The organism is Flammeovirga agarivorans, from assembly GCF_012641475.1.
Lineage (GTDB): Bacteria > Bacteroidota > Bacteroidia > Cytophagales > Flammeovirgaceae > Flammeovirga > Flammeovirga agarivorans.
Map to the genome: position 1 here is coordinate 51,809 of NZ_JABAIL010000013.1, position 25,358 is coordinate 77,166.

16 protein-coding genes are annotated in these 25,358 nt (G+C 32.0%); 5 read left to right on the forward strand and 11 right to left on the reverse strand.

Going from position 1 to position 25,358, the window contains the following annotated elements; genetic code table 11:
- Positions 1 to 96 precede the first annotated feature (96 nt).
- Positions 97 to 2,385, reverse strand: a complete 2,289-nt coding sequence (katG, locus tag HGP29_RS25560; protein WP_168885308.1) for a catalase/peroxidase HPI — start codon at positions 2,383 to 2,385, stop codon at positions 97 to 99.
- Positions 2,386 to 2,691: 306 nt separating this feature from the next.
- Here katG and HGP29_RS25565 point away from each other — a divergent pair, with 306 nt between their 5' ends.
- Entirely contained in the window at positions 2,692 to 3,060 is a 369-nt protein-coding gene (locus tag HGP29_RS25565) for a hypothetical protein (RefSeq protein ID WP_168885309.1), read from the forward strand.
- A gap of 57 nt (positions 3,061 to 3,117) precedes the next feature.
- On the opposite strand, the gene HGP29_RS25570 is transcribed toward HGP29_RS25565, so the two are convergent.
- Entirely contained in the window at positions 3,118 to 3,411 is a 294-nt protein-coding gene (locus HGP29_RS25570; RefSeq protein WP_168885310.1) for a hypothetical protein, read from the reverse strand.
- A 224-nt stretch (positions 3,412 to 3,635) separates the two neighbouring features.
- Between HGP29_RS25570 and HGP29_RS25575 the strand changes: the two genes are divergently transcribed.
- The 3 genes from HGP29_RS25575 to mog all read left to right on the forward strand — a co-directional run bounded on the left by HGP29_RS25575 (position 3,636) and on the right by mog (position 7,951).
- A complete protein-coding gene (locus tag HGP29_RS25575) occupies positions 3,636 to 5,666 on the forward strand; it encodes an IPT/TIG domain-containing protein (RefSeq protein WP_168885311.1) in 2,031 nt (676 codons plus the stop codon).
- A gap of 200 nt (positions 5,667 to 5,866) precedes the next feature.
- Entirely contained in the window at positions 5,867 to 7,312 is a 1,446-nt protein-coding gene (locus HGP29_RS25580; RefSeq protein WP_168885312.1) for a hypothetical protein, read from the forward strand.
- A 99-nt stretch (positions 7,313 to 7,411) separates the two neighbouring features.
- The gene (gene mog / locus HGP29_RS25585; protein ID WP_168885313.1) at positions 7,412 to 7,951 is read left to right on the forward strand and encodes a molybdopterin adenylyltransferase; all 540 of its coding nucleotides are present in this window, start codon (positions 7,412 to 7,414) and stop codon (positions 7,949 to 7,951) included.
- A gap of 60 nt (positions 7,952 to 8,011) precedes the next feature.
- On the opposite strand, the gene HGP29_RS25590 is transcribed toward mog, so the two are convergent.
- Positions 8,012 to 8,659, reverse strand: coding sequence for a hypothetical protein (locus tag HGP29_RS25590; protein WP_168885314.1), 648 nt, complete (start codon positions 8,657 to 8,659; stop codon positions 8,012 to 8,014).
- A 184-nt stretch (positions 8,660 to 8,843) separates the two neighbouring features.
- Here HGP29_RS25590 and HGP29_RS25595 point away from each other — a divergent pair, with 184 nt between their 5' ends.
- On the forward strand, positions 8,844 to 9,443 hold the full coding sequence (locus HGP29_RS25595) for a MarC family protein (protein WP_168885315.1): 600 nt from the start codon (positions 8,844 to 8,846) through the stop codon (positions 9,441 to 9,443).
- 65 nt (positions 9,444 to 9,508) lie between these two features.
- On the opposite strand, the gene HGP29_RS25600 is transcribed toward HGP29_RS25595, so the two are convergent.
- The 8 genes from HGP29_RS25600 to HGP29_RS25635 all read right to left on the reverse strand — a co-directional run bounded on the left by HGP29_RS25600 (position 9,509) and on the right by HGP29_RS25635 (position 25,357).
- A complete protein-coding gene (locus HGP29_RS25600) occupies positions 9,509 to 14,317 on the reverse strand; it encodes a T9SS type A sorting domain-containing protein (protein WP_211093421.1) in 4,809 nt (1,602 codons plus the stop codon).
- A 217-nt stretch (positions 14,318 to 14,534) separates the two neighbouring features.
- On the reverse strand, positions 14,535 to 16,502 hold the full coding sequence (locus HGP29_RS25605) for a CHAT domain-containing protein (RefSeq protein ID WP_168885317.1): 1,968 nt from the start codon (positions 16,500 to 16,502) through the stop codon (positions 14,535 to 14,537).
- Positions 16,503 to 16,733: 231 nt separating this feature from the next.
- Positions 16,734 to 18,191, reverse strand: a complete 1,458-nt coding sequence (locus HGP29_RS25610) for a T9SS type A sorting domain-containing protein (protein WP_168885318.1) — start codon at positions 18,189 to 18,191, stop codon at positions 16,734 to 16,736.
- A 246-nt stretch (positions 18,192 to 18,437) separates the two neighbouring features.
- On the reverse strand, positions 18,438 to 18,947 hold the full coding sequence (locus tag HGP29_RS25615; RefSeq protein ID WP_168885319.1) for a DUF4625 domain-containing protein: 510 nt from the start codon (positions 18,945 to 18,947) through the stop codon (positions 18,438 to 18,440).
- A gap of 70 nt (positions 18,948 to 19,017) precedes the next feature.
- The gene (locus HGP29_RS25620) at positions 19,018 to 20,331 is read right to left on the reverse strand and encodes a metal-dependent hydrolase family protein (protein ID WP_168885320.1); all 1,314 of its coding nucleotides are present in this window, start codon (positions 20,329 to 20,331) and stop codon (positions 19,018 to 19,020) included.
- 217 nt (positions 20,332 to 20,548) lie between these two features.
- A complete protein-coding gene (locus HGP29_RS25625) occupies positions 20,549 to 21,841 on the reverse strand; it encodes an SPOR domain-containing protein (RefSeq protein WP_168885321.1) in 1,293 nt (430 codons plus the stop codon).
- A 12-nt stretch (positions 21,842 to 21,853) separates the two neighbouring features.
- Entirely contained in the window at positions 21,854 to 23,098 is a 1,245-nt protein-coding gene (locus tag HGP29_RS25630) for a T9SS type B sorting domain-containing protein (protein ID WP_168885322.1), read from the reverse strand.
- A gap of 42 nt (positions 23,099 to 23,140) precedes the next feature.
- Positions 23,141 to 25,357 carry a T9SS type A sorting domain-containing protein gene (locus HGP29_RS25635; protein ID WP_168885323.1) on the reverse strand — a complete coding sequence of 739 codons (2,217 nt, stop codon included), beginning with the start codon at positions 25,355 to 25,357 and terminating at the stop codon, positions 23,141 to 23,143.
- Between the last annotated feature and the right edge of the window lies 1 nt (position 25,358).

Here is a 25,358-nt window from a genome sequence, read left to right on the forward strand (position 1 = left end):
ACCGTCACTTAAAGGGAAAAATTGAACATAAAATCCAATAAAAAAGGAGACATATCTCTATGCCTCCTTAACTTCAATCGGTATACTACTTATCTATTATGATTGTTTTACATCGAATCTATCTAGGTTCATCACTTTTGTCCAAGCTTTAACAAAGTCACGAACAAATTTTTCTTTTGATGTTTCGCTTGCGTAAACTTCAGCAATAGCTCTCAATTCAGAATTTGAACCAAAAATCAAATCCGCTCTAGAGGCTCTCCAGACTTCTTTTTGCGAAGTTCTATTTTTTCCAACGAATTCCAATTCATCTTTATCTACTGGACTCCACTCTGTATCCATATCTAATAAGTTGACAAAGAAATCGTTTGATAATGTACCAGGATTATCCGTTAGGATTCCCAATGACGAATCATCATAGTTGGCATTTAGTGTACGCATTCCGCCTAATAAAACTGTCATTTCAGGAGCAGTTAATGTTAGTAAGTGAGCTTTATCAACTAAAAGTTCTTCTGTTGTTAAAGTATACTTTTTCTTTTGGTAGTTTCTAAAACCATCTGCCATTGGTTCAAGTACCGCAAATGATGCTGCATCTGTTTGTTCTTGTGTAGCATCCATTCTACCTGGAGTAAATGGTACAGAAATAGAATATCCACCTTTTTTCACTGCTTCTTCTACGGCAACATTTCCTCCTAATACAATCAAATCTGCAATAGAAACTTGCTTGTTTCCTTTGTTAAATTTTGATTGGATAGCTTCGTACTTTGCCAATACTTTTTTCAACTGAGTAGGGTTGTTACTTTCCCAGTTTACTTGAGGAGCTAGACGGATTCTTGCTCCATTGGCACCACCTCTTCGATCGGAACCTCTATATGATGAAGCTGAAGCCCAAGCTGTTTCTATTAATTCGTTGTGAGCAATACCTGCATTCTTAATTTCTTTCTTTAACCTATTAATATCCGCTTTAGATAACGATTTAGTATTATTCTGAGGAATTGGATCTTGCCAAATAAACTCCTCTTTTGGAATTTCAGGACCTAAATAGGTTGTTTTTGGACCCATATCTCTATGTGTTAATTTAAACCATGCTTCAGCAAAAGCTTTATCGAAAGAAAGAGGATCGTCCATAAATTCTTCCATTACTTTTCTATATCCTGGATCTTCTTTTAATGCTAAGTCAGAGGTAAGCATCGTAGGTCTATGTCTTTTCGATTTGTCAAAAGCATCTGGAATAATTTCTCCCACATCTTTTGCCACCCATTGGTGATGACCTGCAGGGCTTTTAGTTAATTCCCACTCATTATTCATCAATAAGTTAATAAACGAATGACTCCATCTAGTTGGGGTAGGTGTCCATATTACTTCAAGACCAGAAGTTATCGCATCATTACCTTTTCCTGATTTATAAGTACTTTTCCAACCAAAACCTTGTTCCTCAATTTTTGCTGCTTCAGGTGCTGCTCCTACATGTTTAGCATCGCCTGCACCATGAGTTTTACCAAAAGTATGTCCCCCTGCGATTAATGCTACAGTTTCCTTATCATTCATACCCATTCTTCCGAAGGAGATTCTGATATTTTTTGCTGATGCTAACGGATCAGGTACACCATTTGGTCCTTCTGGGTTTACATAAATTAATCCCATTTGAACCGCTGCTAATGGATTCTCCTTATCCAAATCTAACTCACCCTCTTCATTCAAACGTTTTGATTCTAACCAACCTGCTTCTGAACCCCAGTAGATATCATTTTGAGGTTCCCATACGTCAGCTCTACCACCAGCAAAACCTATTGTTTTAAAACCCATAGATTCTAAAGCAACATTACCGGTTAGTATCATTAAGTCAGCCCATGAGATTTGATCTCCATATTTTTGTTTGATGGGCCATAATAATCTTCTTGCTTTATCTAAATTGCCATTATCTGGCCAGCTATTTTGTGGTGCAAAACGTTGAATACCCATTCTTGTCCCTCCACGTCCATCTCCTGTACGATAAGTACCTGCACTATGCCATGCCATACGTACGAATAGGGGACCATAATTACCATAATCTGCTGGCCACCAATCTTGAGAAGTAGTTAGTATCTTTTTTATATCGGCTTTTAATGCATAATAATCTAGTGAGTTAAATTCTTCTTCATAGTTAAAGTCTTCACCCATTGGGTTTGTTTTCTCCGAATTTTGAGCTAGAATTTTTACATTCAATTGGTTAGGCCACCAATCTTCATTTGTCTTAGCTGTTTTTAATTGTTCTTTTTTATGTAGTTTATCAAAACCAAAAGGACAACCTCCACTAGATTTTTCTGCTGTTGAGTCTTCGTTATTGTTTGTACATGCCACTGCAAAGACAGTCATGAGTGACAAGGAAAATTGGAATAATTTGTTCATAACTAACGAGTTAATAATGATGATATTTAAAAAGTAAATCGATGGAAATTCTGATGTGTAGAATTTACTTTCTGTTTGATTAAATTGTAGTACAAAAGTAGCCGACAACCCCGAATAAGTAAAATTGATAATATTGATACTAGTATAACTAATGATTATATATGGGTGTGAAATTTAGAAACGTTTCTAATTTATCTCTCACTTTTGGTGAACGAAAAATCACAATCATTGAACTAATATTCCAAAGTAAATAATGTGAGAAGAGTGACATTTGTAACATACAAAAACACAAACACTTAATTTATTATGGATACAGTTACTCTTCAAACAGCACCTCAAAAACCTATCGCATTACGCGTAATTATGGTTTCGTTTTTACTAAAAGTATTTATTGCATTTGGGTTATATTATGCAGTAAGTAGTGGAAAATTGGAGATTCCAAATGCTAATCCTGATTATATCCTTTACACTGCAGGTATATATATAGTGAATCTTGTCTGTATGATTGCCTCAGCATTAAATGGTAAGCTAAAACTATTTAGAGCAATTATCCTTTTCGACTTTATTGCATCTATACCAGCAAAGGCAATAATTGGATTTATTATGGCAACTTATTCCTTTGGGCTTACTTTTCATCCTAAGGTGAAAGAGTTTTTCAAAGCTAAAGCTGAATAAAAAAATAGCTTCAATGATTTAATATATCATTGAAGCTATTTTTTTGTGATCAATATTTTAAGCTACTTCTTGTAAGTTTTGGTTAATCCATGTATTTAATTGATCGATTACCTGTGAATCACCTAACTCATACTCAAAGCTACTTTTTTCTTCCAGATAAGTAAACCCTAAAGCTTTTAGAAAGAAAATCAATTTGAAACTTAATCTTTCATTCTTAGTAAATACTTGAATACCCAAATTCGTCTCCTTCCAAACTATCTTTAAAGATTTTATTCCTAGTTTATTTCTTTCAAAGAATATTCGTTTTTCTTCATTTCTAATGTATTGTCCTATGGGTAAAAGTTGATGCATGGAATTCGTATTTAAGGAAAATAAAATTGTAATAATAGATGATTAACAATTATAGTAACGATGTTTTATTTTATCTTGTTGCTTATATCATGACAACAAATATTAAGTAACCTGATATAGTTATTGTTACTTAAATTGATGGAAGGAAAAATTCAGTTTCACCAATAATTTTTTACCTTTGGAAAGCAAACTATTAAATAATTGAGCTAAACTATTCAACTCCCATGAAAGCATACTTATTGTATTTAAATTTAATATTTTTGGGCTTTTTATTAAGCTGTGAAAAAGAAAAAAATCCCGTTGAAGATGAAGACAAAATATCTGTAGAAGTTCCTACGGTAACCACTGATACAGCTATTGTTTTAGAAGAAGGCGGTGTAGAATTGTATGGTACCTTAGATAATAATGACCTAATTTCAGAACATGGATTTTATTATTCCTTAGATAGTAACTTCACTTTTTATAGTGAAACAAAACTAGGACTTCCAACTTCTTCAAGTGAGTTTAAAGAAGAGATATATTCTGGATTATTACCTGATAGAATTCATTATTTCAAATCCTACATTCATACCATTCATGACAGTATTATTTATGGTAAAACATTACCATTTACTCCTTTAAAGAATCGAGCACCAATAATTAATGGGATAATCCCAGAAATCGGATATTTAGGTGATACAATTAGTATTAGTGGTGAATATTTTGGAAATAATTCGAACGATAGCAAAACCTATTTTGGTACAAATAGAGCAAGAATACTAGAACAGAATGATTCATTAATTACCTGTATTCTTCCAAATAATATTGATTCTACTTCGGTCACTGTTTATGTAAGATCTTATAATCAAGAAGATAGTACCACTTTCCACTTGTATGACCCAGTAATAGAAAGTGTTTCTGCTAAGGAAGTTACCTTTGGTGATAAAGTAACGATATTCGGTAAACACTTTGATCATAATACGGAAAGGAATCATTTATATATAAGCAATAAGAAAGTTGAAATCTCGTCATCAAGTCGTACTGAAATCACATTTATTGTTCCCGAAGATTTAACGTCAAGTATCCTTGAAATTGAATTGCATACACAACTTCAGAAGCTAATCTATAATGACCCTTTACAAATAAAATCTCCAGAAGTCTCATCTGTTCCATCATGTACTTATTCAAACAGTTACATTCAGATCAAAGGAAAGTATTTTCATCCAGACTACTCTAAGAATTTAGTACATATCAATGGGGTAGAAGCAAAAATTATTGATGGAAATGAAAGTCAACTCACTGTTTATTTCCCCGATGGTCCTTACCCTAATGCAAAAGCCAAAATTGCAGTAGGTATTTTCGATACAGTAACTGATACAGAAAAAGAAGTTTGTATCCGAGATACTTGGGTGATGGTCACAAACACATTGCCTTTTAGTTTTTATGGCGATCCTGGTACTATGGAAATGAATAATAAAGCTTATGTCCTTTCTGATCCTGACCATTATAGCGACAATGAACTAGCTTTATGGGAATTTCATCCTGAAAGTTTAGAGTGGACAAAACATACTCTCCCATTTGAAATGAAATTCAGTGGAAGAAGTACTTCATCAACCACAAAAGGATATGTATATACTGCCACTAGTGAAAATAATTTCTGGGAGTTAGACCCAGTAACTAATCAATGGAAACAGCTAACAGATTTCATTGGACCAAGAAGAGATAAGGCATCAATGTTTACAATAGATAATGAAGTGTATTTGGGAATTGGAGCTGATACAGAACCATACACAAGCATAGCATATACAGATTTTTATAAATATGATGTGAATACAAATCAGTGGAGTAAAATCAGTGATTTTCCAGGTGATATTTATACTGGTAGAACCGAAACATCTACTTTCGTTCTTCAAGGTGAGGGCTATATTACTTGTGGAGCTAGGCATACAGGCATGTACGACTCATGGAAATATACTCCTAGTACGGATCAATGGACAAAAGTTGCTGATTTCCCAAATGCTAGATCTTATACGAACTCATTTGTATTAGATGGTAAAGGGTATGTTGCAAACGGTACTCGAATTGGAGGAACCGAAGACAGTCATTGTTACCAATATGATCCCTCTAGCAACCGTTGGTTTAAACAAGAAAATATCGGAAATACAGGAAGGTATAGAGGGTTTTCTTTCGTAGTTAATGGTGTTGCTTACAGTGGTGGTGGCTATGGAATTCATGGAGGTGATAATTTTAGCAACGAACTATATCAAAAACAATAAATTACTTAGAATGGAGATAGTAAAAAAAACTATCTCCTTTTTTATAACTATTAGTGGCTGGAGTATTGCAATAATTGATAAGAAAAGCTATCTATCACATTACCTATTAAGAAATACTCTAAGATCTTCTTAAACAAAAATCCATAGTTGGGCTCTATAACTTGGAATGATTTTTTAATAGTAGAAATAAAAAAGTTATTATGTCTACTTACACCAAGCTTTCTTTACTCCTTATTCTGTTTATCGCTATTGGATGCAAAGAACATCCTACAAAAATTCACCAAAGAATCCCCTTCACCTTTAATTGGCAGAAGATCGTAACAGATACATTCATTGTACATAAAGATTCTATTCTTGTAAAAGAGACTTCAAAAGGGAATGTACTCTATTTCGATGGTCATGATATAAAGGAGAATATTAATGGAGACTTCATTACAATTGAAATAAAAGAATTGATTGGGGCCAATGATTGTGCGAATTCTGATTTAAGAACCATCACAAAAGATCATCAACTACTGAGTACTGCTGGTAGTTTTTACTTCAATATTTCATCTGAAGATGGTAAGCAGTTGAAGATAGAACCTAATAGTAATAGTCACCTTTTTATCAAAGGAGTGGCTGATCCATCAATGAAAATATTTGAGGGTGTTCTAGATTCAACGAATAATTTAGTCTGGAGTGAAATGAATGAAAATATATCAAAAAATGCTCAATCAGAGTTTATTATTAAGAAACCAAAGTTTAAAGAAAAGAACTTAAATCCTTACGAAAATCTTCACAATTATATTCAAGAGACAGAACAGCTTTACCAATTTGATTCAGAAAAAAACCATTACGTACATAAAGTTTTCTCTACGAAAAAGAAACTAGAGAAGGCTTTATTTGATATCAACATACTTCCAGTTACAAACTCTGAGCTCAGTATTATTAAGCGTTACTATTACCATGAAGATAACGAAAATATCTATTTAAGATATATCTATCCATCAACCAAAGAAACGAGGTTTTCTTTAGAAGGAGATATTATCAGAGATATTGAAGTATATACTATTATTGCCGTACAAAATGGATTTATCGCTAGAAAGATCGCTAAAGGAAATCAAACTATTATACAGGAGGAATTTAGGACAAAAGAACTTCTGAGCATAATTCAAAAAGAAGCAAAAAAACATCATAAACAATATAAGGCATCTCTTAAGGCCAATAATCAACGTATTGCCAAGATCAATGAATACAGAAGAAATAATCAGAAATATAAAATCTATAATACATTCAGAGAGAAAAAGAATATTACATCAGGTTATAAGATCGACTTTGGAAATAATGTTCAATGGACTAATATCGATAAATATTACGATCAGGAATTAATAGTAACCTATAAAGGAAATGTAGTTAATCATGAAGGAGAACCTCTACGTTGTTCAATAGGCTTTTATAGTACCGATGAAAATATATATAATTCAAGTTATATCGATATTGATGAGGAGTATACTATATCATTTATAAAAGATGAAGGCTATTTTATAAAAATTAATGCCACTGATTATTTTGAGTATACTTTCAAATATGATGGTGACCCTTCAAAGCTTAAAAAGATTATAGTACCTGAAGAATATTATAAATTGGAAAAAGTATCGATGAGATAATTAATACTTTAATAAGAATTTTGATATGTTGAAGTTGAAATTTATAAAATATCTAGTTTTCACTAACTTCACTTACATTTTAACAAACACACCAAATTAATGAACAAGAAGACATTAAAAATAGGCATTATCAACGTATCTGACAGAGCTAGTAGAGGAGAATACGAAGATTTACCTGGAAAAGAAGTAAGAAGATTAATGAATCTATGGCTAACTACCCCATGGGAAGAGGTTTATGCAGTTGTTCCCGATGAGCAAGACTTATTGGAAAAAGAAATGATTGATATGTCTGACAATAAAGGCTGTAGCTTAATTGTAACCACTGGGGGAACAGGGCCTGCTGTGAGAGACGTTACCCCTGAAGCAACAGAAGCGGTCTGCGAAAAAATCTTACCCGGCTTTGGAGAATTAATGAGACAAATGAGTCTAAAATATGTCCCAACGGCCATCCTTTCTCGTCAAACTGCAGGAACTCGCAAAAATACACTGATCGTTAATTTACCAGGAAAACCTAAGTCTATTAAAGAATGCTTAGAAGTGGTATTCCCTGCAATACCATATTGTATTGACCTAATAGAAGGTGCTTATATAGAAACAAATGAGGAGGAAATGAAAGTCTTCAGACCCAAACAGAAATAATGGAAGTTCTACTTTTTCTCAGAAGTTCTGCTTAGAGCCTCTGAGAAAAAGTAAATGATGTTATTCTTCACCAATCCATATTTCTCCTTTTTTAAAGGAATATTGTTCTATTTTTCTATCTCTTGAGTAATCTAAATAGCTTAATCTATGGGGTTTCTTTAACAGTTTTTCAAACCATAATTTCTCTTCTTCATAAGCTTTTCTACTCACATAATTTTCCGGTTCATCTATAAACTGCTCATCGTAATGGTCTTCTTCCCAAGCATTAGTCCATTGGAGTTTATCTAATTCATCATATAGATTTCCATAATTTTTAGAATGGAATACCTTCTCTTTATTGGGTTGATGGAAGAGTTCTTCATAATAGCTGATATTACTGCCTATTGCACAAACAACCTGAGATTTAGAAATATCCCTTTCATATAACCATATTTTCAAATAATACTCTTCATCAAGTTGCTTGAGTTGTTCTTTCCAAGAATTAAATATATCAAGCAGCCCTTGAAGTATTTTCATCTTTGTCTTTCCCTTCGGAGGGGCAATCACACTGTTTCGTAAAGAGAGGTTACACCAAGGCTGGATATATACTTTCGCATATTCTTTTTCATAACGTTTTAGAACATCAAGATTTAAATTCTTATTATATTCTATCCAATTATCAATCTTTTTCCACCTTCTTCTGTGACCTCTAACTTTTTTGATTCTCATATTATATATTTTACAAACTGATATATAAAGCTAAGCATTTCAACTTATCTAAATCATAGAATGCATATAGTTTTGCCTTTTTTGTATAAGTAGTTTACCTTTTTATGTAACAAGTAGATCACAAGAAAAATGACCTTTGTGAATAGGTATACACCTAAATAATATTCATCAAAAAAATATCATTATGGAAATCTACTTTCAAGGAATACTTACAATTATGTCATTAGTTAATCCTCTTATTTGTTCGCAGATTTTTAATGGAATTGAAAAGGGGAGATCCTACCGACATAAACTCAAAGATCTAACAGAAACTGTCTTAAGTATAGGAGCCATTTTAGCTATTTCAGCATTTTTAGGATCCAAACTATTAAATACATTAGGGATAAGTTTAGATGCATTCCAAGCAGCAGGAGGTATAGTTCTATTCTGGATAGGGTTTAATATGTTAAATCAAAAATCGAATCAGCAACCAGAAGAAAAAGAGAAAAGTTTAATGCCACTAATATTATTTGCAGCAAGTCCCGGTACTATTACAGGGGTAATTACTTTATCCATAGCTGAAACAGAAAATAACTTCCCAAAAGTTGCATTGATTTCTATCCTAATAGTATTAACCTTAATGTGGGTGATTATTGCCCTAAGGTCCAAAGGAGATTCACCAAATAAAAAACCATCAAAAGGAGGGCAGTTAGCCACCAGATTTATGGGGCTTATTATCTTATCTATGGGTATTCAATTTATATTATCTGGAGTTTCTGGATTTTGGATGGGGGTTTCGATATAGTGTTATTAAAAAAGGCAGTCTCGAAGTATCCAAGACTGCCTTTATTATATAGTGAAATTCTATGCTTAATTTTTAATAAACTTAGCTACATAAATACCTTCATCTGTTTTTAACGTTAGGATATATAATCCGCTTTGGTATTCAGATGTTTTAATCTTTGTTGTAGAAGACCCAATACCATTTTCAATCAATTGCCCTTTTAGGTTTGTAACATTGTAAGTATATGGTTGACTTGTGATACTATTGATATTAAGAATATCTTTAGTCAATGTTGGATACACATTAAAATGTTTTTCTAACTCATCTTGTAGTGCTGTTATATCATCATTAGGATTGTTGTAATTTAAAGTTAATTCAATTATCACACTTTGATTTTTGTTATCAGCGAGGATTAAATCAATTCTATAATCATCCAATAATTGTTTTTTCTCTAAACTAGTTAGACCACCATCTATTTCGTTAAGATCAACACTTAATTCTTTCGAAGAAATATCAAACGCAAACCAAGTAGGGGCTGTCTCATTTGATTCTAATACAAGTGTATATTCTAACTCATCACCCAAAGTTGTAAAATATTGGTCCTCTAAAGTTGTTTTGAAAACACCTTCTGTAGTGACGTCAATTTTTACATTCTCAAATACAGTAGATACTACATCTTCTGTTTGGAAAATAACATGAATAGTATCTTTATCTGATTCAACTGTGTAAGTTCTTTGGTAAGAAATCTCCTCCTTTTCATTATTGATATAAAGTGTATAGTCAATATCTCCATAAGGGATGTTCTTTGTGAAGGTATAGACATTATTAAAATGTTCTTCAATACTATTTGATGAATAGCCATTTTCTCCAGAGATCTCTAAAACCAATTCATCACCCGAAGTAAAACTGTTATTCTCGATAGCATTATTCATGTCTATTTCCCAAGTGATATTTCCAGTATTTTCATAATCATCAATGCTAAGGTCTGAAGCAATCACTGAAACGCCATAATAAGTATCGTTAATTCCTTGATGCGTAAAGTCTTGATATCTAAAATACTCTCCATGAGTTGAAACCATACCCGTTAAGAATATTTTGTTATCAATATGTACTAAATCTTCATACCAACTTATAGATTTAAGAATAAGTCTGTTTTTTAATTCCCCATTATTGTATTTTAAAACTGAAAAAAATCTCCATCTTTTTTCATTCATTAATATTACTTCTTCTTCATTAAGGTGTAATCCATCTCGGATGTCTAATAGATAATAAGCATTATTATTTTCATCCACTTCTAACCTAGTGTAACCATAGTTTCCTCCTGAAGTAATATTATTTCTTAATATTTGTCCCCAAATTGGATTCCCTTTGCTATCGACTTCTAGAATAAAGTTGGAGTAATAATCTTCTGCATTCCCTTCTCCATATGGATCAAAAAGATCCCCAATCACGTTGTCATCTTTTTTTACCCAACCTGTCACATGTACAGAATTTTTTCCTGCCTGGAAACCAGTAGGCCATCCTGTATAACCACCACTCATTAACGGTTGGCTAAGTATTGTGTTAGCAAATTCTAAATTTTTTGTCTCTGTATTAATACAAATGATTGGGAAGTTTGAAGCTACATCCTTTAATATTTCTTCTTCATTTAGAGATATTTTATCAAAAAGAAATTCACCAGAGAGATATAAATGGTTAGATTGATCTACAGTAATCATATTGAAATAATATCCAGAAATTTCATCAACATGAATTGTTGAAAATAGCTCATTAGTATCATTTGTCAACTTATAAATATTAAAATCTGAATTTTGATCTATTTTAATACGTTCACAATAAAATGCCACTCCATTATTATCGATTGTAACCGAATATTCTGAACTGTGAGAAGCACTTGCTCCTACAACATTTTGTACTTCCAACTCATTATTAAGATATAAAAATATTGTTCGGTTTTCTGAACTTACGTTATATGCCTTGCCATCATAGATAAAAGATGTTTTACCTTCTGAGTTATTAAGAGCTAGAATCATATTTCCTGAATATGGGTCCACTTTGAATGTATTTCCAAAATCATTCTGTGTTTCCAATGTAAAATATTTACGCTTAATCAGTTTACCCTCAGCATCTAACTTCTCAATAACAGATCCTTCAGTATCTTCATTATTTATATATAGACCTGTTCTATAAATGTTATTCTCTTTATCCTTTTCAATCGCTTTGTAATCAAAAGAATCACTTATCAATACATCTAGAATTTTATTTGAAGTTTCATGAAGAATTTCATGACCAAAGCGAGAATGATTACAGTCAAAATAAACATGGATGTCCGCTACATTTCCATTATGTGTTGGTATTGCTGTATCATCAGAGTAAGTGGCTTCTCCGTATGTTAACTCTGGGTTTGAATTAATAATATAAATCAGGCTATCTTTTAAAGTAACGTCCTCAAAACTAAATTTAAAAGAATTTGTTTCTTCTAAAAACTCATAATCTTTGTTAGACACTACACTTTCAAGATCAATTTTCTCGTCTTTATAATAAGTATAACCTACAGTTTCGACCTCAGTAAACACCATCTTTTGTTTCTGATAATCTAATTGAGCGATATATAAATTTTGATCATTTTTTCCCTCCAAGTAGATCGGGTCTTCCGAAACAATAATATTATTTTCTTCATCCACCGACCATTTATCTCCATTAGATGTTATGATATTAAATGGTTCGTTATTCTCAATAAAAATAAGTCCTTCAAAAAGACTACCATCTATTGAATTAATTGGTGTTTCATCAACATCAGTACCACCAAACACGAAAGATTTAGAAGACCAATAATTATCTAAAGGAGTGTCTGAAATATAAGGTGTACTGTCAAAAGTTAACTTAAAGTTTTTACTAATATCACTACCAAAAGAAATAATCTCATCGTTATTTATATAAGAAGATTGTTGATTAGAACTACCAATAATATTTACTTTACCGTTCTTCTCAAAGATACTATGAAGGTTAAAATCAAATGAGTCAGATATAAGTTTAATACTTCCTGATTCAACTACCTTAAATTTCTCATGTCCATTACGGACTTCAATTTTCAAAAAACTCAATCCTTTACTATTATCATAGCTCATCAAATGTGCCCTTTCATTATAAACCTCAAAAGGTCTTTTGTGAAGAAAAGCCAAATAACAATCATGATTTTTGTCTACAAATAATTTAATCTGTTCGTTTTGAGCAATCCCTATTTGATTTTTAAAGGGAGTCAATAAAACTGCCCAATTAGGTTGGTAATTACTCCAACTTGAAGACAAGTTTAGAACAAAAAATGATTCTTCATGACTTTCATCAGTATTATCAATTCTACTAAATAATTTATCTAAGTACGCTTTTCTACCAGCAAGAAAAAAATCATTGTAGGCGCCTTCTAGGGCAAACAATTCTGAATAATCGCTTATTTCGTAGTCTGGTGAATTGGTAATATTTTTAGAATCAGAGATACTACCATTAGCATTATCAAACTTGAATATAAATAATTTCTGTCCCGTTACTTGACTTGGTAAGTCTAAAAAGTATGAACCATCTTTATAGAAGTTATCTAATCTAGCATCTATTGCTAAAGCAATTTCATTATATTCATTTACAGCAATAAGTGATGTATTGAAAACGGTTTGATTATCTAAATCTAACCTTGTATTCCAAAGAGATGCACCATTATTACTAAATTTAGAGATAACTACAGCACTAGTATGAGAAATTGTTTGCTGACTCTCATTAATTGTTAGCTCATTAGAATTTACAAAATGTTGAGTCAAGAAATTTCCACTGTTATCTACAGTAACTCCATAGCCATCAGAGATCAAATCATCAGCTACTTGAGAGATATGCAATTCTTTTGTGGTTATAATGTCTAAGCTTTCATCTAAGAGTATTAATACTAATTGGGCATCCCCATCAATCACATAACTTTGACCATCATAATTAAAACCCTCACCGTTGCGTCTTCTAGCAAGTATAGCAATATGTTCTCCATCTTTACTTACAGCAAGTTGATGTCCTTTTTTACCCTCAAGTTCAATACTAAAATATTTTTTTTGCAATTGAGTACCATCATCTTTTATGATAACTGACCTTTTATCGGCATCACAAGAATTACAACTTCCTACAGAATAAACATTCTCATTATTATCTAATTGAGTATCAAAAATCATATAGTCATCATCTGCCGCTTCAACTGAAGTAAGGAGATGAAACTTTTCTGTATTAATCTGTAAATCTTTTTCTCCGAATTTTGGATAAAAATTTAAATTAAACTCACTTGGTACATCAGATGAGTTTAATCCAGATATACCATCCCAATGTACATGATATGAAGTTAATTCTTGAGTAAGATAGTATTGAGGATCATGGTTTATCGAGACCTTAAATCTTTCTCCTAAGAAAATTTTACTTCCTACAGAACACTTTACTGATAAATTAGCCTCATCGATTTCAATGGACAATGGAATTTCATTAGAAAAATTACCTGTACTATTTTGATCTATCTGTACTCCTAATGATTTGATTTCTGATAAAGTGAATTTTTTATAATCACCTAGAGAGACTTTTATATAATAAAAACCAATTCCTTCTTCACCAGAAGTAGTAAAATTAAGGCCTTCTACAAGGTCTGTATCTCTGCTTGCACCAAAAAAAGTATCATCTGCTTTTATTTGGAACGATTTACCTCTTTCTAAAAGTAAAAACCCTTCATAGTTTTGAGAATAATTAGTATAGTTACCTTGAAGAGTTAAAGGGTAACTTGTCACACCTTCTGGTAACGCATTTCCTACTGCAGTAACGGAAGAATACGTTTGAGAAAAGACATAGTTATAGGATGATAGAAAAAGTAATGTAAGCATAAAAAATACATTACGACAGTAGTTTGCTTTCATAATAAAAAGTAAAAAATTGATAAATAATTGAATAGTTTACACAACAAATTTAACTAAGTGTTAATATATTTCCAAGAAACATTACTCATTAACAACAATTTATATAAAAGTATTACAAAAATGTATGCTATATTTATAACAATCTAAAACAGCTCTTTTTTAGTTTATTCCTTTTTAATTCAATCTAAAAAGGAACCCCCATAATAGAAAATGATGCCCAATAATAGGGGTTATCACTCACTTCTTTCCTAAATCGTTTAATTGCTTTTTGATAAGGAGAATATGGGAAAAGTGGACTTCCTTCTACCAAACATTCAAAATAGAGTTCCATAAACTTTGCTGTATACTTATCATCAATGCTCCATAATGACATCATGATATGATTGACACCCGCTTTTGAAAATGCTCTCGATAAACCAATAATTCCCCAATCATATGATGCTCCTAGACCTGTATTACATGCACTCATTACTGTTAACCATGCATCAAATTTGTGATTATTAGATAGGTTTAGAATATCGCGACCAGTAATTTTATCAACACCATTACTCTGTTTAGATAGGGCAAGGTAACTACCTTCATAAGGGTTTTTAGGATCGGTGACACCGTGTGTTCCAAAATACAGTATATCATTCTTATAAATATTCTCTATCACATTATCATATACTGCCTTGTCACCTGAATATTTTTTCACATCAAAGTAATCATGTATTCTTTCTGAGATTAAATCCACCTCTAATTTTGTTCCAGGTAACTGTGTAAACTCAGAGGAATAACTAAAATTAGGGTTATAAAAACAGGCAATACTTGACTTATTTTCAATGTCAAAATTCACCGCACTTCCTAATTGAAAAATGTAGCTATCTTGCTCATCCAGCTCAATTACTGCTGAGTATTGATTCCTTTTATCTAGTACCTGAAAAAATACTTCTATTTCAGAAGGATCAGTTCCAGTTAGTGTAAAGAAATTGTCCATGATGTTATTGATGTAATCCACAACACTTGGAACGATAGAATAGGAGAGGTGATCAATAAAATAGGATTGATCTGAAAAACGTATCGCACTAAAAGGAATAGTCCCAATGTTATGGGTTGGAATTATCACTAGATGATCAAAACTCGAAAGTAAACTTTCATTGAAATATAGAATTTTCTTAAGTTTATCATAGGATGCCAATAACTCTTGGTTTGTAGCTTTATTATTGGTTTTTACTTTTAATGATCTACTTTCATCTATTAAGTTTCCGTTTCTCAAAAGTTGGTTGGTGTCATTGACTAGTCTCTCGAGCTCTTTCTTTTTTATCTTATTTTTCTGTATTAATACTTTACTTTTTGGTCTGAAAAATGTCGAATACAAATAGCCATTGGAGTAATTGTACATTAATATTCCTATACGATGATCATTTGCATTAAATGCTTCAAGACTATTTTGCATAATGTCTTGTGTCTTTTCTGACATCGTCTTCATTACTAAACTTCTTCTTGTATTTACTCCACGGACTGCATGACCTAATCGATAATTATGACTATTAATCTCTACCAAGTTTTTTACAAACTCATATTCTGTTGTTGTAAAGTCTACAGAAATATTCTCTTCATCTTTCTTATCAAGTATATATGATGAAATACTTGTTTCAGGCAAATCTGTTACTCCAAAAAAGTTGACATTAATCTTGATGTCAGAGGCCTCTGAAGTTTGGACTAAAGTACCCAAGAATAAATTTACTTTTTCATTGATGCAATAATATCTTTTACCTCTGTAGTTCATTCCTGATTGTAAATCAAGAAAATTGACTTGTATTTCGTCTTTATTATTTCCAATTAAAAAAGAGGGTTTGAGATCAATTCTTCTTTCATATATAGACTGATACTCCACCATTTTTAAGGTTTGCTTATTTACACGAATCTGATTAATGTCTAAATCCTTAAATTCAATAAATACAGTAAAATTATTATCCTTACACAACCGACCACTGTTTTCTTGAATCCCTACAATGTATTTGATTGAATAATCATAAGTGATTTTACCTAAATCTTCATCGATAAATTTATGTGTTCCCTTGTTGATAAATTCTTCTTCTTTGATGATTGATTGAGAGTAAAGACGAAGTGATAAAGAGAAAATAGCAAAAAGTAATATTAATGTCTTCATAAGAATGAAATTGAAAAAATCATCTATCAAGGATAGAATTAGAAAGTGCCGTTTTAATATGATTGTAAAGATTAATAATATAAATGGTAATATCAAAGATTACCTTTACGTCATTATTATTCAATTTTGAATGAATATTGTAACTACATCAATATAATATAATCTACATTATGTTAAATATAATATTTTGAAATAAAGGTTATGCTCTTCATAACCTCTATGCTATGGCTTTTACTCTTTTACAAATCTTACCACTTCATTATAGTTCTTAAAGAAATAAACCCCATTATCTAGTTTCTCAAGATTAATGGTCAGCTGATTTTCGCCATATCTCTGGATATCAACGGCTTCAAGTACAGATTTCCCATTGATATTAAATACCATAATTTTATCATAAAATATTTTCTGTGTTGATGTGATGGTTATAGCATTTGCTGCAGGAATTGGAAATGCATGAATCTCCACTTTTTCAATTTCTCCAACAGAAATCATTACAGGTGAAAATATTTCATAGCTTCCATCAAAGTCTACTTGAGTGAGTCTATAATATGAAATACCTTTGTAAGGAGCCTTATCAATTAGTTGATAAGAAATAGAAATGTTAGAATTTCCCATTCCTTTAATTTGATCTACTGCCAACCAATTTCTCTTATCCGTTGATTTTTCAATTAGAAAATGGGAATTATTTTCCTCTGATGCCGTTTCCCAAATTAGCTCGACTGCATCATTATTAGTAATGGCTTCGAAATAAACTAACTCTACTGGTAGGTCCTCATTTCTTGCGTTTTTCGTACAAGAATAAACATTATCTCGATCTACTGAAATATTATCATTACCATCATCTTCAGTAAGTAAATCGGTGAAATTATAGTTTGAACCATCTACCTTATAAATAGGTGTATCACTATCACCCCCACCAGAACAATTTTCGCCGTCACTTATCACTTGATCTACAAGATCAGCTGACCTATCTCCCTTTTCATCTAATTCTAATATATTGACATTAATTTGTCCTCCACATTCAATTTTAGCTCCATGAAGCTTCAACTTTGCAGTTCCATCGACATGAATAACGTTAATCAATCCGATATTACATAAATCTCCATCTAAATGTAATTCAACACTTACATTAATAATTCCTGTTGCGTAATTATATAATTCTCCATTTCCATCTTTCCCTAAATCTAACTTGTCAAAAGTAATTTCTCCCGAATTATAAATATAAGGGCCTTCATCAACCCCTGAATTACTTCCTTCCGCTTTAATTTCAATCCCATCTCCAGATATGGATCCATTCTCTGTAATTGTAATAATGGCATCATCATCTTCTACCTTAATATCTATGTCTTCAGAAAGAATTACATCGGTATCAATATATAGATTACCATCTATTGAAATATTTCCACCAGACATAGTTACAGTAATTTCTTGATTTGTTTTAGATCTGAATCTTAATGTTGACCCACTAGCAATCGTTATCGTCTTATAATAAACATTATTTTGGTTAATGGTTACCCTACAGTCACAATCAATTTCTACATTATCATCTGTAGTTGGTACCGAATTATCCTCCCAATTCCCAGCAACCGACCAATTCCCATTAGCTCCAATCCAAGATTTACATTCTGCAGTAATAGTTATTGATAAGGTTATGAGAACTAATAAAATGAAGTTCTTATTTAAGTTCATGTCGTCTTATATTGTATAAGTATATAAAAAATAGCAACTTGAATTTAGAATGTTATTTTGGTTATTATCTACTAACGGGTATTATGTGTTATGAGTAAACTGATTTGTTGTAGAACTCGCTTTATTTATGATAACACAAAACTGATTAACTCATATTCTACATGAGAATGAACACAAAAAACTCCCCTACTTTCTTCCAAAGAGAAGAAAATAGAAGAGTATAAAATTTATAAACGAAACTAGATGTTATTCATGTTCATGATTTGAAATAATCTCTACATTAAGAACACTTTGAGTTTCATTTCCATCTTGATCCCAGAGATGCAATAAGAAATGATAATTACCTTCTTTAATTGGAAGACCTTCTACCATAGAAGGGATATCGATATGTTCATGTAGTTGATGATTATTAGGATATACACCTTCTGGAGTTAAGCCATCATTTACGCCAAATTGCCAAATGATATTGGTCGCCCATGGTATTGAATCTTCATCATGAGTGATGCTATGTTCATGACCTTCACCCCAATGTATATCCAATTTGACAGTAGATAATTTATTCCCTTCTAAATCAGCATCAATAATCGCTTCCTCACCAGCAATAATAATAGTACCTTCATGTGCTCCATGATGGTGATGACCGTCGCTTACACTAAAATTTGATATTTGTGGTTTCGGACTAATATCTTCATCATTATTGCATGAAAAAAGCATTATAAATGGAAGTAAAATGATATAAAAAAGATTGTTTTTCATAAGACTAAAATTTTGATTGTATATAGATTGATAATTATTTATTTACTGATTTGTAGGATCATCAATTAAATTATTGATCCATTGTGTTTTTGTAGATCACACCATCTTTCATGATCATCAGGAAATTATTCTCAGGATCAGCAACTAGATCTAAGTTTTCTAATGGATTACCATCAACGATAATCATATCAGCATATGCACCTTCTTGTACAACTCCCAGAGGACCTTCTTGATATGGATGTCTTGACCCTGACATTTCTAATAACTCCGCATTACCCGAAGTAGCAATTCTTAATGCTTCATATGGTGAATACCAATTCCCTAACCTTGCCAGTAATGCACCTTGATTCTTGGCTGATTCCCCATCAAAAAGAATATCTGTACCAAAGGATACCTTCACTCCTATCTTAGAAGCTTTTTGATAAACATTGTCTACCGCATCGACTACATCTAACCATTTTTTCTGACTGTTGGGATCAGCAAAACTATTATCACCCTCCAAGAATGGTTGAGGACTTAGCCAAACACCTTTTTCCTTCATTAATTCAAGAGTAGCATCCGATGCAAAGAAACCGTGTTCAATAGATTTTACACCAGCGTTTACTGCTGCAATAATACCCTTATCAATCATTACATGAGATTGCACATAGGTACCATAGTTTTCTGCTTCTTCAACTACAGCCTTGATTTCATCCATAGAATATTCCATCACTTCTAACGGATCATATTCCGATGATACTCCACCACCTGTACAAATTTTAATTTGAGTGGCACCATATTTCAAAATTTCTCTTGTAACCTTTCTAACTTCTGGTACACCATCTGCAGTAATAGCCATCATATTTCTCTCCCAATAGCTCATATCGCCCGGTGATTTTCTAGGCTCATCCAATACACAATAATGGTCGGCATGTCCAGTAGTCTGACTCATAAATGGCCCTGAGGGAAGAATACGGTGTCCTGGATATTCTCCTGAATCGATTAACTTCTTTACGGCAAAAGGATTTCCCCCTGGATCTCTAACGGTAGTAAAACCTCTTAATAATGTTTGTTCTGCGCCTTTCATACTTCGTATGGCTACTTCCGGCATATCTCCTTGATTAAGGAATAAAATTTCCGCAGGCGTATAAGCATATGATGTATGCCAGTGAGCGTCGATCAATCCTGGTATTAATGTTTTTCCTTCTCCATTGATCACTTCACAAGAATCAGTTTGAATATTTTTTGCTATTTTCTGTACTTTATTTTCATGGATTAATACATCCACTCCTTTTCTTAATTTTTCGTTTTTACCATCAAAAACATCAATGTTTTTAATTAAGATATCTTGAGCAAATAGATTAAAGCTTGTAATTAAACTAACGATGAATAATATGTATTTCATAAATAATATAATGATTAACAGTGATACATTTTTGTGATATCATTTCCCTAAACATCACCTTACAAAGGTCATCGTTTTACAAATCAATCATTTACATTATTTAGTTACAATTTTACACATTTTGGTCAATCTCAAACAAAGAACTATTTACATAAAAAAATGGATACCCGTTAAGGATATCCATTCATTATAACTTTATTAGAGAAACTCATCAAGATTAATTATATACATGAATCCATGTTTTATCTAATCCAATTTCTCTTAATTCTTTCATCTTCTTCACTGCATCTTCCCTTTCTTTAAACTGATCGATGAACAGATAATAATAATTAGTTTCATTATTAAAGATGATCTTTCCATTTATTCCCATTGGTTTTAAGGCCGCTTTAATAGAATCTAACTCTTTTTCTGTATTTGCTGCAGCAATAATTAGGAAGTAGATTCCGTCTTCTGTCGATACATCTTCTTGAGCAGAGATACTAAACCTCGTTTCATATACATCTTCATGGTTAGAGATTTCATCAATTCGCTGAGTCAAATCCATAATTACTTGTTCTTGCTCACTAATGATATCCGTAGCATGTTGCAATTGCTCATTTTGCTCTTGCAGTTTTCTTAATATCAATGTCTGTTTCTGCTCTTGTTTTTTCATGGATAGCTTAACAGAATTGTCTTTTTTCTTTGTTTTTAATCTGTAGCTTAAAACAAACTGATGTGTTGGGTGTGAATTTAGTTGCTTGCTATGGTTTTGTGCATAGACATATTCTATCCCTAAATTTTTTACATTAATCTCCGTACCGCCATAAACTCTAAAGTTATCACCCCCTAAAGTAATCCCTAGTATATCATTCCATTTTCCACGAACTGAAGCTCCATATATAAGTTCTTTGCTCCAACGGTCCACATTACCTTGTATAGTATAATCAATCTCTTTTGTCATGATTTTGTAACCCATATTAAATACAAATTCATCTGTATTAAAATTTCCTCTTTTCAATAAATATGGAAGGCCAATATTGATCGTAAATCGATTTCTAAAAACATAACTTGCCGATGTATTGATATGAAAACTATACAAATCCATATTGTCGCTTAAAACAGGATCATCAGGATTCAAATACACTAAGTCTCCTGCTGTATAATTTGTATTGAATAAACCTGTACCAATATTAAATGATAAATCACTCAGTTTATTAAGATTAAATCTCTGAGTAAAGTTAATAGCCAATGTATTGTTGTCTAATAGGGTTTCTGATGACTGAAGAAATTGTACGCCAAACATAATATTCTCTTTAGCCTTCATCCTAACACCCGCAATGATTGATTGTATTGAACTGCTCTGAGATCCATCTGTTTGATGTCCTAAATAAGCCAATTCATTGTCTATATCATTACTAGGTGTATAAATGTATTCTTCTTCAGTATTATTAAATAAGAATGATCTATGTTGACCAAAAGTTGAAGAAAATAATAAAGTAAAAAACGAGAGTAATAGAAGTAATTTTTTCATGATGATACAGACTTAGTAAACAATTAATATTTCACCAGAGAAAAACTCTCCTGTAGCATTATTTGTAATTTGATAATAGTAATTACCAACCGGCAACGGCTGACCTTTATAATAGCCATTCCAAGTGTTATCATAACCTATAGATTCATAAAGGATTGTACCATTGATCGTATATATTTGAAATTTTGCCTCACTTAAACGATCAATTTCATTGACGATCCAATAATCATTATACCCATCATTATTTGGTGTAATTACATTGGTCGCTTGAGCTTCTACACCATCTCCTAAACCATTAAATTCAATATCTAATACATAGGATTGTTCATTGGCCAGATTTTCAGAAACCACTTTTAGCGTATCACCCAATGTTAGGTTTAACTTTTGTCCACTATTTATTAGTGAATCTTGATAATACAAATAAGCATTTTCAGAGATCTCATAATCGACCGTTACATCACTAATTTGGGTACCAAAGGGTAATAATAGCCATACTCTTTCGTCGTCTATTGAGGAATCTAGAATAATACCATCAACAGCAAAATAGATAATTTCTGTTTGGTCATTAGCAAAACGATTATCGACAAAAATAGTATAGGTTTTCATGGTAGATTGATCTTCTGACATCACATCAACTACCATCGAATCTGTAAAATTGATACCTACACTACTGTCATTCATTTGTACCCGGTCTTGATACATACTTGCTCCTTCACTCATCGAAAAGTTAGGATATAAATTCGTTAGGTCTGCATCAAAATCCACCACATAAAACAAAGAATCTTCAATCTGGTAACTATCCAATATTTCAACATTATTGAAACTTTCAATTTCAAGTTCTACAGAAGTACTTAGCTGAGGTTCAGCAATACTGTAAGATTGAAAAACATCTCCATAATGTTCATCGATTGCAAAAGTTATGATTTCTTGTACTTCAACTTCTTTGTCTTCATCTGATTTGTAGATTTTAAATGACAATTCTTCATTGTTGCTATTAGAATAGATCGTTAAATAGGCTAGGTATTTATCTATAGCCTCTACATATATCAAGTTGGTGACTCCTCTACAAGTACTTCCATTAAATACAGCAACTTTATCTTCTGTACTTTGGAGAACTTCTCCATCTACAGCGATAAAAGCTGTTAATGACATCGTGTACTGATAATCATTTACATTAACGTTCCAATTTCCATTTTGTGCCAATGTTGGAAAAGTCAGATAAAAGATTCCTAAGAGTAATATTGATAGTTTTTTCATTGTGCCTTGTATTCGCTTTTTCAATAAAGCCTGATCGTTAAATTATTTTAGAATACGTTTTGTATATGAAGTGGTAGGTGTTGAAATATGTAATAAATAAACCCCTGGATTGACCTGTAATTGTAGATTCCAACTGTTCAAACCTTGTTGTAAAATTTGTTCATTTTTAAAGATGGATTTACCATTCATATCAATCACTTCAACCCAAGCTTTTTCTTCTTGTGTATGAATAATAGAACAAGTCATTTGATGATCAAATGGAATAGGATAAACCGATATACCTTTATCAATCTGCGGATTACTTAAAGTATAAGGTTGTTCTAAGTCTCCTAGCAATGCATCTGATGTAAATTGGAATGAATCGACTGTCTTTTCTCCGTTTAATAGGAAAAATAGTTTTTCACCTTCTTCAGCGAAAATGGTTAGAAATACCAAATTCTTATTTTCTACAATTGATGTAGTTGATTCTCCCCTAATATTCCCTTCCTCATCTACTACTTGCACATTCTCAATTAAATCATCAACTTCTACTACCGCATTCATATTGGTTGAATATTGAGGTAAAAGAAATGTTGTAGTTGGAATTACAGTTGATGTTTTTGTTCTTGTATTGGAAGTAAAGGTAGTTGAAGGATATGAAAATTCTTGAGTCTTGCCCGTCTTGATCATATAACCTTTTCCTGCTTCTAATTGAGATAAAGTACCTGTCCAACCTTTTAATGTGGCATAAATGGCAAATGAGTTTTGACTCTTAATAATATCGCCATCTTGGGCATCTAAGTTTTCCAGGGCCTCTGTAACACTCATGGTTTTAGAAATTGGATAAGATAACCAATTCCAACCTTCATGAAGTGAAATTACAAGATCATCGGTATCGACTACCTGACCTTCCAGAGATAAGAAATTTTCTTGAGCCAATTTTGTTTTATACATCTTTGTTGGATCTACACCTCCTGAAGCACTTAACGAACCTGTCCAACCAATTCGCTCATCATACATATCAAAATTATACTGATCGTAGATTCTATCTAAGTCAGATAATTCTAGGTTTTCTGTTAAAGCATTGACATCGTAATAATCATCTTTATCAATAAACAAAGACAACCATGTCCAACCAGAATTTAAAGAAATAATCTGCTGAACAATATCAGTATTCTCAAAAACAACTGGTTCTGCAAGGTTACCCAACAATTGATCACTGATAAATTCAATGCTTTCTTGTTCATCAATTACTGCATGAAGAGATTTTCCTGCAAAGGCATCCCAAATTTTGAATTCGATTTCTTCTCCTGAAATAGTATTGCTATAAATACTTAAATAGATATAATAATCATCATAAGCATCATCATATTCCAATACCGCTTCACCTCTTTCTTCACCATTCACAAACGCTCCAACTTTTGTGTATAGATCTGATGAAAAGTCACCGGATATTTTAATTTTACCGATAATGTTCATACTGTAAGTATAGATCGTTGGATCTACCGACCAAACTGGAGCTTCTTCTAACTCTCTATTCTTCAATTCAACTTTTATCACATAAGACTGAATCTTCGATTGGTCCTCTGACATGACATCTATATTAATCGGATTGCTAAAATCAACTTCCTCATTGGTATCAAATAAGGTTAAAGGTGTTCTTCCATTATAGAGCGAAGCCCCTTCACTTATTTCTACATCAGGAGTTAGTTTTCTTAAATCTGTGCCATATTCCATTTGGTAGTATAAGGTATCATTTGATGTTGAAGAGTTTAGAATTTCTACCTCTTCAAATCCATTAATACTGAAAGTAGCTACTGTATTAAGACTTGGTTCTGCTATACTGTATGCTTGAAAAACATTTCCATAATGTTCATCAATTGCAAACGTAATAGTTTGTGATACATCAACTACCTCGTCTTTTTCTGAGTTGTAAATTTTAAAGTTTAACTCCTCTCCATTTGTGTTAGAATAGAACTGTAAATAAGCCAAATACCTGTCAGTAGACTCTATATAGATTAATTGTGTGAATCCTCGACATTCATCACCATCAAATACACCTACAAAATCATTTTCATTAGTCAATACCACATCATCGACAGCGATAAAAGCCGTTAAAGACATGCTGTATTGATATGCATTCAAATCAAAATCCCAATCAGGAGTTTGAGCATTTACCATGGTTACCCAACCAAGGAGAATACAAAGTAATATGGATAGTTTTTTCATCATATCTTGATGTATTCCCTTATTATCGGTTGAAGATAATAAGGGAATCATT

Bases quoted from the DNA above. Each gene is read 5' to 3' on its own strand.
- mog (WP_168885313.1), top strand. From the start codon at position 7,412: ATGAACAAGAAGACATTAAAAATAGGCATTATCAACGTATCTGACAGA.
- HGP29_RS25615 (WP_168885319.1), bottom strand. From the start codon at position 18,947: ATGAAAAACAATCTTTTTTATATCATTTTACTTCCATTTATAATGCTT.
- katG (WP_168885308.1), bottom strand. From the start codon at position 2,385: ATGAACAAATTATTCCAATTTTCCTTGTCACTCATGACTGTCTTTGCA.
- HGP29_RS25600 (WP_211093421.1), bottom strand. From the start codon at position 14,317: ATGCTTACATTACTTTTTCTATCATCCTATAACTATGTCTTTTCTCAA.
- HGP29_RS25570 (WP_168885310.1), bottom strand. From the start codon at position 3,411: ATGCATCAACTTTTACCCATAGGACAATACATTAGAAATGAAGAAAAA.
- HGP29_RS25635 (WP_168885323.1), bottom strand. From the start codon at position 25,357: ATGATTCCCTTATTATCTTCAACCGATAATAAGGGAATACATCAAGAT.
- HGP29_RS25575 (WP_168885311.1), top strand. From the start codon at position 3,636: ATGAAAGCATACTTATTGTATTTAAATTTAATATTTTTGGGCTTTTTA.
- HGP29_RS25580 (WP_168885312.1), top strand. From the start codon at position 5,867: ATGTCTACTTACACCAAGCTTTCTTTACTCCTTATTCTGTTTATCGCT.
- HGP29_RS25620 (WP_168885320.1), bottom strand. From the start codon at position 20,331: ATGAAATACATATTATTCATCGTTAGTTTAATTACAAGCTTTAATCTA.
- HGP29_RS25625 (WP_168885321.1), bottom strand. From the start codon at position 21,841: ATGAAAAAATTACTTCTATTACTCTCGTTTTTTACTTTATTATTTTCT.
- HGP29_RS25630 (WP_168885322.1), bottom strand. From the start codon at position 23,098: ATGAAAAAACTATCAATATTACTCTTAGGAATCTTTTATCTGACTTTT.
- HGP29_RS25605 (WP_168885317.1), bottom strand. From the start codon at position 16,502: ATGAAGACATTAATATTACTTTTTGCTATTTTCTCTTTATCACTTCGT.
- HGP29_RS25610 (WP_168885318.1), bottom strand. From the start codon at position 18,191: ATGAACTTAAATAAGAACTTCATTTTATTAGTTCTCATAACCTTATCA.
- HGP29_RS25595 (WP_168885315.1), top strand. From the start codon at position 8,844: ATGGAAATCTACTTTCAAGGAATACTTACAATTATGTCATTAGTTAAT.
- HGP29_RS25590 (WP_168885314.1), bottom strand. From the start codon at position 8,659: ATGAGAATCAAAAAAGTTAGAGGTCACAGAAGAAGGTGGAAAAAGATT.
- HGP29_RS25565 (WP_168885309.1), top strand. From the start codon at position 2,692: ATGGATACAGTTACTCTTCAAACAGCACCTCAAAAACCTATCGCATTA.